The 10,119-nt window shown below is 42.8% G+C and carries 11 protein-coding genes; 1 reads left to right on the forward strand and 10 read right to left on the reverse strand.

The genetic code is table 11. From position 1 onward, the window contains the following. The 3 genes from ACI3UA_RS07670 to ACI3UA_RS07680 form a co-directional block, all read right to left on the reverse strand. The coding region (locus tag ACI3UA_RS07670) for an alpha/beta hydrolase (RefSeq protein ID WP_439724225.1) at nucleotides 1-507 on the reverse strand (507 nt) is incomplete at its 3' end. 101 nt (nucleotides 508-608) lie between these two features. Then, complete coding sequence (locus ACI3UA_RS07675; protein WP_439724226.1) at nucleotides 609-1,592, reverse strand: permease; 984 nt, start codon at nucleotides 1,590-1,592, stop codon at nucleotides 609-611. Nucleotides 1,593-1,681: 89 nt separating this feature from the next. Beyond that, nucleotides 1,682-1,963: an ArsR/SmtB family transcription factor gene (locus ACI3UA_RS07680; RefSeq protein WP_439724227.1), complete on the reverse strand. Its 282-nt coding sequence runs from the start codon at nucleotides 1,961-1,963 to the stop codon at nucleotides 1,682-1,684. Between the two features lie 243 nt (nucleotides 1,964-2,206). Here ACI3UA_RS07680 and ACI3UA_RS07685 point away from each other — a divergent pair, with 243 nt between their 5' ends. After that, nucleotides 2,207-2,755, forward strand: a complete 549-nt coding sequence (locus ACI3UA_RS07685; RefSeq protein WP_439724228.1) for a GNAT family N-acetyltransferase — start codon at nucleotides 2,207-2,209, stop codon at nucleotides 2,753-2,755. Between the two features lie 107 nt (nucleotides 2,756-2,862). On the opposite strand, the gene ACI3UA_RS07690 is transcribed toward ACI3UA_RS07685, so the two are convergent. From ACI3UA_RS07690 to ACI3UA_RS07720, 7 genes are all read right to left on the reverse strand, one after another. Then, nucleotides 2,863-4,206 (reverse strand): anaerobic C4-dicarboxylate transporter, encoded by a 1,344-nt coding sequence (locus tag ACI3UA_RS07690; RefSeq protein ID WP_439724229.1) that lies wholly within the window; start codon nucleotides 4,204-4,206, stop codon nucleotides 2,863-2,865. 120 nt (nucleotides 4,207-4,326) lie between these two features. Further along, a complete protein-coding gene (locus tag ACI3UA_RS07695) occupies nucleotides 4,327-4,926 on the reverse strand; it encodes a rhomboid family intramembrane serine protease (protein ID WP_439724230.1) in 600 nt (199 codons plus the stop codon). Nucleotides 4,927-5,214: 288 nt separating this feature from the next. Beyond that, on the reverse strand, nucleotides 5,215-5,991 hold the full coding sequence (locus ACI3UA_RS07700) for a zinc-ribbon domain-containing protein (protein WP_439724231.1): 777 nt from the start codon (nucleotides 5,989-5,991) through the stop codon (nucleotides 5,215-5,217). Nucleotides 5,992-6,102: 111 nt separating this feature from the next. Further along, nucleotides 6,103-7,002: a zinc ribbon domain-containing protein gene (locus ACI3UA_RS07705; RefSeq protein ID WP_439724232.1), complete on the reverse strand. Its 900-nt coding sequence runs from the start codon at nucleotides 7,000-7,002 to the stop codon at nucleotides 6,103-6,105. A 219-nt stretch (nucleotides 7,003-7,221) separates the two neighbouring features. Then, nucleotides 7,222-8,220: an AIM24 family protein gene (locus ACI3UA_RS07710; RefSeq protein ID WP_439724233.1), complete on the reverse strand. Its 999-nt coding sequence runs from the start codon at nucleotides 8,218-8,220 to the stop codon at nucleotides 7,222-7,224. A gap of 52 nt (nucleotides 8,221-8,272) precedes the next feature. Next, a complete protein-coding gene (locus ACI3UA_RS07715; protein ID WP_439724234.1) occupies nucleotides 8,273-8,746 on the reverse strand; it encodes a zinc-ribbon domain-containing protein in 474 nt (157 codons plus the stop codon). Nucleotides 8,747-8,772: 26 nt separating this feature from the next. Next, a complete protein-coding gene (locus ACI3UA_RS07720) occupies nucleotides 8,773-9,444 on the reverse strand; it encodes a double zinc ribbon domain-containing protein (protein ID WP_439724235.1) in 672 nt (223 codons plus the stop codon). Nucleotides 9,445-10,119 lie beyond the last annotated feature (675 nt).

Here is a 10,119-nt window from a genome sequence, read left to right on the forward strand (position 1 = left end):
GGCATCGGCAAATGCCTTGATAGTAGCCAGGGACTGCAAATTATCAGCTGAACCGTACAAAATCTCTGTTGGAATATGCCAGCTAACCGGATGCCTGCGCACCCACGTCAGGTAGTCCCAGGACAAATCCTCACCAAATTCTGTAGGCACTAGCCCTTTTTCCTGCAATTCAGCTTCCGTTACGCCAGCCCAAAGCATCATATCACAAATCAACTTCTCCATATTCACTATCGGCGAAATCAGATAGGCCTTTTCCAGCGGCATATCCGCCAAGGACAGCAGGGAAAAATATGCCCCTATGCTGTTAGCCACCAAAATAATGCCATCATACTCTGCCAGAAGCCTGCTTGCCTCCGCCCGGAATTCCTCAATGCTTTCCCATGGCGTCTCGGCCTGATAATCAAAGCCTGTCACATCACACGCAGGAAATAGCTTTTCATAATACTCTGCCTCGGATGCACTGCCGCCCTTGCCATGTACATACAACACTGCTTTTCTGTTTTTCATACATCGTCACCTCTCCCATACTAAGTCACACTGCAATTTTACCAAAAAAACACAACAACTGCCATGCAAGCTCAATCGAAAAACCATGCCTTATGGCATAATCACATCAGCAGGTTAAATAAATATCCTATAAATATTATCCCCATAGTAACTATGCTGACAAAGGCAAAGAGCAGCCTTTTCTCCAGCACCTTGCTGAGCATAATCAATGACGGCAGGGACAGCGTGGTAATCGCCATCATCAGCGCCAGTATCGTGCCTGCCGGCACAGACGCCAGGTACAGCGCTTCCGCTATAGGGATTGCCCCAAAAATATCCGCATAAATCGGTATGCCAATCAAGGCTGCCAATGGCACGCTGAACAGATTCTGCTCCCCCAGCACGGCCAGAATCCATGCCTGCGGCACCCAGTTGTGCAGGAACGCACCAATCGCCACACCTGCCAGCACATATGGAAAAACATTTTTGACAATAATCCTCGTGTCGTTGCAGGCATAGCCAAGGCGCTGCCGCTGATTAAAATACTCGGACTCACTGTAAAACTCCCGAACAGGATTCTCATAACGCCTGATGTATTTTTCCATCCTCATGGCATTGAGCAGCAGGCCGCCGCCAATCGCCAAAACCAGTCCTACCACCACATATATTATCGCAAATTCACTGCCAAAAAATGACATCAGCATCAGCATAGAGGCCACATCAACCATCGGCGAGGAAATCAAAAAAGCAAACGTCATCCCCAGCGGCAAGCCCGCCCTGGTAAAGCCTATAAAGATAGGGATGCTTGAACAGGAGCAGAATGGTGTCACCGTCCCTAAAAGCGCGGCAATCACTGCTCCCTTTACCCCCGTAAAGCCCGTCAGTATGCGCCTGGTTCTTTCCGGCGGAAAATAGGACTGAATATAGGAAATGAAAAAAATCAGCGACACCAGCAGAATAGAAATTTTTATGGTGTCATATATGAAAAAATGCACACTGCCCCACACAGGCGAGGCCTGGCTGGCCCCCATATCCGTAAGCACCAGCCAGACAAGCTCGCTCAGCCAGTGCATCCCCAGAATTTCCTGCATAATAAAATCAAACATCCCTCGCACTCCTTTATTTATAAATTTAAATATATCAATGTATAATTGCAAAAAACGATAGCATTGGTAACTGACATCGGGCATCTCCATCAATCATCCTTACCGGCCAAATAGGCATCAATCAATCCGGCCATTTCTTCCCCTGCACCGCGACGCAGGGAATAATACATCCATTTCCCTTCCTTCCTGCACTCAACCAGCCGGGCATCAGCCAAAATGCGCATGTGATGGGAAAGTGTCGGCTGAGAAATAGCCAGCTTTTCCAGCAGTACACAGGCACATTTTTCCTCAGCATTGAGCTGAGCCAAAATCTGCAGCCTGTTCTCATCAGATAATGCTTTAAACAGCTTCGCATCATTCCTGTAATCCACAACACTCACCCCCTTTATTATACATTATGTATTATAGGCTATACATTGATATATGTCAATGTATGATATTATCCCATATAAATATACCCAATCCGGCTCCATTTCTTCACTGCCTGGAATTTTCCTGCTATAATGAAATCGTATTGCCGCTTCACAGCATTTTCCAATAGGCAATGCATCTATTTTTTATTCCGAATCCCCAAAAGATATCAGGCACACAGAAGCACACAAGCACATTTCATAATGAACATCAACAAAATTCCAAGAACAAAGAAAGGATTTGATACAATGACTTACCTCAACAAGAAACGAACTGCTCACCTGAACACGGGCACACACTCTCCTTCCTTTGCCATCCACAAAGTCACAGAAAACAAAAAACAGTATCTTTCACTGCTACTTCTGGCCGACGAGCAGGAAAGTATGGTTGATCGCTATCTAGAAAAAGGAACCATGTATGTACTTGATGAGAATGGCATCAAGGCTGAATGTGTTGTTACCGACGAAGGCAATGGCATACTGGAAATAAAAAACATAGCCACTACGCCAGAATATCAGGGCAAAGGCTATGCTAAAAAGATTATCGAATATCTTGTTGCTAAATACGAAGGCACCTACGATATATTGCAGGTGGGCACCGGTGACAGTCCCCTCACTATTCCCTTCTACGAAAAATGCGGCTTTGTCCGCCACCATATTATCAAAAACTTTTTCACTGACAACTACGACCATCCTATCTTTGAATGCGGCATTCAGCTGGTAGATATGATTTATCTGCAACGCAAGCTGTAAACAAAGTTGTAAACAAACAACGATATACTGATGATAAAATCAAACATAAAAACATCGTCATAAAAATTCCAGTCGGAAGCTTTATAACGATGTTTTTTAAGCCTATTTTACAATATCATATGCGCCAATGCATAGCCTACGCAACAACCGACACCCACGGCAATAAGCCCCGGAATCATAAAGCTGTGATTGAGTATCAAGCCGCCTATCTTGGTTGTACCAGCTCTGTCAAATCCTATAGTTGCCAGGTCCGAAGGATAATTCGGCAGGAAGAAGTAACCATACGCCGCTGAAATAAAAGACAGTATGATTACAGGATCAGCTCCTATCCCCAGCGCCATTGGCGTAACGATGGCAATCGCCGCTCCCTGGCTGTTTATGAGTACAGATGCCGCGAACAGCACAACACCATACGCCCACGGATATTCCTGCACGGCATCGCCCAATACCGCCTTGATAACAGGCATGTGATGAGCAAAATATGTATCAGCCGCCCATGCAACGCCATAAACAGTTACCAGCGCTATCATGCCGGCCTTGAACACATTGCTGTTCGGTATGTCCTTAGCCTTCACCTTGCTGCCGATAAGGATAAATGCACCAACCATCATCATAACCATCTGGATAACCAAAACCATGGAAATAGGTTTGGCCGGTGAATTGGCGCTGGCCGCAAAATGCGGCAGCAGGGACGGCATATTGCCCAGACAGGTAATAGCCAGAATACCAGCAAAGAAAATATACACCGCCCGATAAGCATACTTTGAAAGCTCCTCGTTTGCCAGTGTGGCAGTCTCGCCGTAGACATACGTCCTGTTATCAGGGTCGCTGATGAACTGCTGGAACTTCTCATCATTCTCCAAATCCTTGCCACGACGATAGCTCCAAATTGCCGCAGCAAGAACACCGCAAAACGTGGAAGGAATGGAAATCATCAGGACATTTCCAACTGTGCAATCATAGCCCGAAGCAACAAGAAAGCCCACAATAGAAACCACTGCCACAGAAACCGGCGAGGCCGTAATGCCAACCTGGGAAGAAACCGAGGCTACTGCCATCGGCCGCTCAGGCCTGATTCCCTGCTTGATGGCAATATCATAAATAATCGGCATAATCGTATACACCACATGCCCTGTGCCGCAGAGAACCGTCAACAGCCAGGTGGTAATCGGCGCGTAGATTGTAATGCGCTTTGGATTGGACCGCAGGAACTTCTCCGCATACTTCAGCATGACATTCAGTCCGCCAGCCGTCTGCAGTGTTCCGGCGCAGGTTACTACCGCCATTATGATGAGCATTACATCAATAGGCGGCTTTCCCGGCTTATAGCCAAAAACAAAGGTAAAAATCACTACTGCAATACCATTGATTACAGCCAGTCCTATGCCTCCGTGGCGAACTCCCAGCATCAAGCCACCCAGCAGGACTATTAAACCTAGCAAAATCTCCAAAAAAACACCCCCGAAAAATTCTTGTCAAATACATCTTCGACATAGAGTATATTCGACATGAAAATGAAAAATCCTTCTATTCGATCAATTATTTTTGTGGCTTGTTTTTCTAATAATGTATCAATTTTTCTGGTTGAAATTATAACCAACCAGGCTTCCTACGCAACCGCCGACAATATGGGTCAGATAGGACACATTATCATTCGTTGTCACGCCATCTATCAGCTGTCCGCCCAGATAAATAACCGCCACCAGAATAAACGTAATCGGTATGCCACTGCCCTTGAAGCTCGTAAAAGAAGACAGCATAATAAAAGCAAATACTATGCCGCTGGCTCCCATCAGATGGATATTTGTGTAAAACAGTGCCGCGGCAATCCCTGTCACCACGCCAGTCAGGAAAATAAATTCACAAATAAATTTGGAACCATATTTTTCCTCCAGCATCGGCCCGATAAGCAACAGAATAGTAATATTGCTGAAAAAATGCTCCCAGGAAGCATGCCCGAAGATATGCCCCAAAAGCCTCACGTAGGTCAGCGGATTAAGCCACGACGATTCATAGGTAGAAAAAAACGTAGCCGTACTCCATCCACCTGTCATATAGTCCAACAGCATCGCCGCCAGGCAGATACCCGAAAAGGACACAACCACCGGCGCATTGAAAATAACTTTGAATTTATGCTTTGAATTCTCGGTAGTCTGATAATTATTATCCATATAACTTTATTCTCTCCTATCCTGCAATTATCTGGCAGGCAAAGCACCTGACAGATAATTGTATGCTACCATACCCCGTACATTATTGCAAAGAAAATATATCCTTCACTGCATGCATTCACCATGAATAACCGCCAGTATATAAAAAGAATGCCTGTCCAGATAACAATCTGCAACAGGCTTCTTTAGACAAATGCTTTGGTTACAATAAAATGTACCAGGCAATCCATATAACTCAGCTGACATACACTGACACCCAATATGTTTCCGGCTACACAGCCATGACAATTATTGAGACAGTGCACCACCAAGGAAAACAAGTGCCAGCATGATAACAGTCAGAACCATGACATTAATACTCATGCCATTGATTTCCACCGTACTGCTTTCCATTGCCTTAATTTCATTGATGGCTCCACCAACATCAGGCTTCACCTGCTTTGCTGCAAGCGATAAAAAGCCGGCAATTAATATCAGCACTATACCAGCCAACAACATGAAATACATACCCATATCATATCCGGCCATACCACTAGCTGTTTTACCGCTAACTTTATCATAGCAAATTACAATTCCAAAAATAGTCAAAAGAAACAATGCTTGCCCGGATGCCAAAGTTATGGCATATTTCCTAATATTCACACCATAGGCTCCATACAGAGAAATACCTATTATCAATATACCTGCCAGTTGACTCAGCTTCATCACACTGAAACCAATTCCTCCCAAAATATTCAAGGAAACAACTGGAAAAAATACAGACACTGCCCCCAATACAGCAGCAGCATAACCAATATTGCTCAACTTGCTGCTACTCGTCAAATATTCCTGTCCCTTTTCACTATTAATGGCCTGATTTACCGTATTAGTCAGATTAGTAACCACATTGCCAGCAACCTCTTTCAGATCCTGACCGCCAGTGCCATTCCCCTGAATACCAGACTGCACTGTACCTGCCTCAATATTTTCCGGAGCAGTTCCGGTAGCATCCATCCTAGCTCCGCAACCTGAACAAAATACTGCATCATCAGACAACTGGGTTCCACATTTGCTGCAAAACTTCATGATTATTCCTCCCACAAGTCTCTAACTAAACAATATAAAAGCATAAAAGCCGCACTAAATGCACTGACACCTGTCATGAGAATAATAGTGCCACACAAAACAGCCGATACTTCACGGCAAAGCAACCTGATTTTTATTCACATTTTCCTGCAAATTTTTAATATCCATAAGGAAAAGATTAATCGTATCCACATTACGCTGCTCATTAAAATAATTGTGAAAACGGGACGGCTTTGCACCATTTCCAGTATTCAGCATTCCCGGAATAACATTATCGTCAGCATCCAGCTTATAAAAAGCATATACTGGCAAAAGATGATTATTGCCATTCCAAATGCCACTTTTCTCGTCAGCATCATGTGTATCATCAAAAATCGTTATATCAAATATAACAACTTCCGAATCTCCAGCCTTCGGCTTCTTATTGGTAAAATACAGCAATCTCTTATCGAAGGCAGTCTGCCCAATGCGCTGATTTTTCAAGTCATAAGTGATAATGCTGTACTGCTCACCATTTTTAACAATAGACAAATAGCCATAATTATTATGTTTTTCTATGGTGGACGCTATTACGGTCCCCTTAACACCCTTGTCAGAAAGCTGTTTCTGCGCCTTTTCCAGTGGTGTCTCCTCTGCTTTTTTATTCTGCGTTTCTTTCTGCACCTTATCCTTATTGTCCGTAGCCTCAGCATTCTTTTTACTGCTGGCATCATCAACTACTGCACCGGACGGTACAGCCTCCATGTAATTTTGATAATAATACCAGCCACCGCCAAGCAGAACCAATAGCAGTACGACCCCTGCCATTAAACCACCCGATTTCCCCCTTCTACCTTCGGGGGCAGTAGTCACACCACGCCCGCCGGCATTTCCGACACTGACATTACTGATATTATTACTGCCCGCATTATTAGCATTGGCAGTAACTGCCCTGACACGGGCGCCACATGCTTCGCAAAACGCTGCACCAGGCTTCAACTGACTACCGCATTTTTCACAAAACATTCCCATACACATTCTCTCCTTTCAGGTAAATCATATTTATTCTTTTAGACATAATAGGAATGCGCCTATATATAATGCACCCTGATAGCAAATGATGTATTGTAAAACTATATACAACACATCATTTGCAAACTGGTTAGATACTGCTCTTGCCTGTTTTACAAATCTGCCCTTGCCAGCCAAGGAACATTCAAATAGCTGTCAGGATTTTCTCCATAAATCCATTTAATCATCCAGGAAACTATTAATTAACTTCAGGGCAGTCCCCGCTTTTGAAGCTGATTGTGAATCCGGGTTAGCATTTGAAGATGATGTATTTTCTATTGCTTTTTGTTCACCCAGATCATCAATCGGCGCTACAAGAATTTTACCCGTACCACGATACACATTCACTAAACCTTCCCCCGTAGCGGCACTGCTAATAATAGAATCATTAACCTTCTCAACCGTAAATTCTAAACTACCAGACCAGGCAACAGCGTATGGACCATCAATTCTTGCAACACTGTTTTCAAGTGTAATCTCCATTAATTCATCATAAGGTACGGAGGACTCCAATACAGCTACTCCATCACCAGCTAATTTAGTATTGAACAATCCTTCTCCACCTAAAAGTGCAGAAGAAAAATTGGATCTTGACTGCATATCAATCTTTATATCGCCAGAGCTTGCAAGATACATACCATCTTCCATAACGATTCCGCCGTCCCAATCACTTGGATTAACTAACAAAATATGTTTATATGTTGGCTCAAGTATCAACGTACCGCTGCCTGAATACAGTGGCTTTACAGCAGATTCGTTGGTTACGACACTTTTCACCATTTTCCCTAGGAAGTCGCCCACATCTTTTACATCTGACTTTACCGCAATATTACCTACCATCATCTGCATGGCGCCAGCCTGCAATCTGTAGGAATCATCCTTTAATTCAATCCACACTTGGCGTTTGCGTATGTTCATTTCAGACGCATAATATGCAAACATTGCTGAAAGCGGATTTGTTGATAAATCCTTTTTATATTCATATACCTTTACTGCGCCCAGCTCGGACACACAGCATCTGTTGCTGCCTTCCTCCTGTTTCACCGAAAAAGTACCATTGTATACAGGTTCACTTTTTACAGGTTCAACCTTGGGTGGTGCAGCCCCCAACTGTGCTCCACAATTAGTGCAAAATCTAGAATCATCCGGCAATTTTTGTCCGCAATTAGTACAAAACATGTTTTTCACTTCTCCTTCTAATTCATAAATTAGGTATAATATATCTCATCAATTACAAATACTTTTTAATATGGTTATACCATTCTTGTGAAAAATCAGACAAAGGCCCCATCTGGGATGTAAATGCGTACTCATTACCATCCTTTGCTGTGATAATAACAGCTTTTGTAAGCTTTATCTTCCCAATTCTCACATCCTGAATCTCACTATACGGTAAATCTAAATCCAAATTTCCCTCTGTCAGCAATGCCCAAGGCCCCAAAACCAAAAGCTTGGCCATGGAAATCTTTTTAAATACGACACGCTTATTGGTGACCATTCCTGTACCAGCAGAACCAGTAAATGAGTTATTCTTACACATTCCGACTTTATTTTTAGCCAAAATCTCTTCATTTACATTCTGAGGCGCTTCCATGCGCTGTGGTGCGGATGGTGCATTTGGAGCTGCACCACCAATAGGCGTTCCACAACCAGAGCAAAATTTTACCCCATCATCTAATTTGGTACCACAATTTGAACAAAACATACCTCATTCCTCCATCATCGTAATAATTACAACTTAGTTCCACATTCTAGACAAAACTTCTGACCAACAGTAACTACTACATTACAATTTGGACAATGTTTTTCTGTCTCCATCTTTTCTCCACATTCAGGACAGAACTTAATCCCCATAGAAATCTGACTTCCACATTTTGGACAGCAATTTACTAATTTAGCTCCACAGCCTACACAAAATTTTGCATTTTTATCATTTGCCACATGACATTCCGGACATAAAATTTCACTATCTTTTACGGCCGGTTTGGTACTCATATTCAAGATACACGAAGTACCACCATTGACAATAAACTTCTCAATTGCATTAAAGATTTCCTCGGGTAATTTCTTTTGTCCCCATGCACCAATGGCCGCCGTAATCGCTAAAGGGGCAAATACCAGCATCCCGACTGTTGCCGCGCCAGCCTTATCTATCCACTTTCCGGCTCCTATATTAACCATTACCCCATCAGCGGCGGGATAAATCTGTACCTGCGTAGCCTTGCTCATGCCTGTGAATTTTTTCCAAGAATCTGACTCCTTTGCCTGCACCAAATATCCTTCACCAGTTTGCACTGTTTCTGCATATAGCTCTTTCTCTACACTAAGAAATCTTTCAACACAACTGGCAATATCTTTGTCAGTGATGCCATCTTTCAACTTAAAAATTTTTGATTCTGCCATTACAAATCCTCCTAAAGCTATATGGGATATAATCTTCCCATAACCATCTCACTACATCCATAACTATTACAAATCGTCACTAAAAATATGCAATCATCATGTGTAAAGTTATCAAACCACTTCTAATTTCTAAAACATTTTGTTATATACTATTTCTACATCTATGTCAAAAATCCTGCTAACACACAAATATTTTTCTTTTGATACTTGGTAATATCTCTATCCACATATACCACCATACATTTTCTTCCATTATAATCTTCCTATGGAATAAAAATGATATGGGTGAACTGCACGAAAGGCATTGATAATACCAAGGATATATAGTAACAAGGCTATACCATCCGTTACCCCTGCTTTCCCTGCCTCCTTATCACCACTTTGATTTTACCAACCCACACCCCCACAACCTGTCCTTCTAAGCAAAATTTTTAAAATTTTCGTCGAAAAACCATAAAGCCCGATTAGCCCTGCATTCACGCAGACACTAATCGGGTTTTATAATTCCATCAATTTCCTCAAATTCTCTACCTATGCCACACTTTCATGGCTAAAAGAACTCACTTTCATTAGACCAAAATAAATCAAATACTCCATATCCTGTATACTGAAAAAGCCAGCTGGCACTATACCAGCTGGCTTGCAGTGCCACTTCTGACACATATATGTAGCCGA

Source organism: Anaerovibrio sp. (genome assembly GCF_051866355.1).
Classification (GTDB): domain Bacteria; phylum Bacillota; class Negativicutes; order Selenomonadales; family Selenomonadaceae; genus Anaerovibrio.

What these genes read in the sequence shown, in the direction of transcription:
- ACI3UA_RS07715 (WP_439724234.1), bottom strand. Translation starts at nt 8,746, where the DNA reads ATGTTTTGTTCAAATTGTGGTACCAAATTAGATGATGGGGTAAAATTT.
- ACI3UA_RS07720 (WP_439724235.1), bottom strand. Translation starts at nt 9,444, where the DNA reads ATGGCAGAATCAAAAATTTTTAAGTTGAAAGATGGCATCACTGACAAA.
- ACI3UA_RS07710 (WP_439724233.1), bottom strand. Translation starts at nt 8,220, where the DNA reads ATGTTTTGTACTAATTGCGGACAAAAATTGCCGGATGATTCTAGATTT.
- ACI3UA_RS07685 (WP_439724228.1), top strand. Translation starts at nt 2,207, where the DNA reads ATGAACATCAACAAAATTCCAAGAACAAAGAAAGGATTTGATACAATG.
- ACI3UA_RS07675 (WP_439724226.1), bottom strand. Translation starts at nt 1,592, where the DNA reads ATGTTTGATTTTATTATGCAGGAAATTCTGGGGATGCACTGGCTGAGC.
- ACI3UA_RS07695 (WP_439724230.1), bottom strand. Translation starts at nt 4,926, where the DNA reads ATGGATAATAATTATCAGACTACCGAGAATTCAAAGCATAAATTCAAA.
- ACI3UA_RS07700 (WP_439724231.1), bottom strand. Translation starts at nt 5,991, where the DNA reads ATGAAGTTTTGCAGCAAATGTGGAACCCAGTTGTCTGATGATGCAGTA.
- ACI3UA_RS07705 (WP_439724232.1), bottom strand. Translation starts at nt 7,002, where the DNA reads ATGGGAATGTTTTGTGAAAAATGCGGTAGTCAGTTGAAGCCTGGTGCA.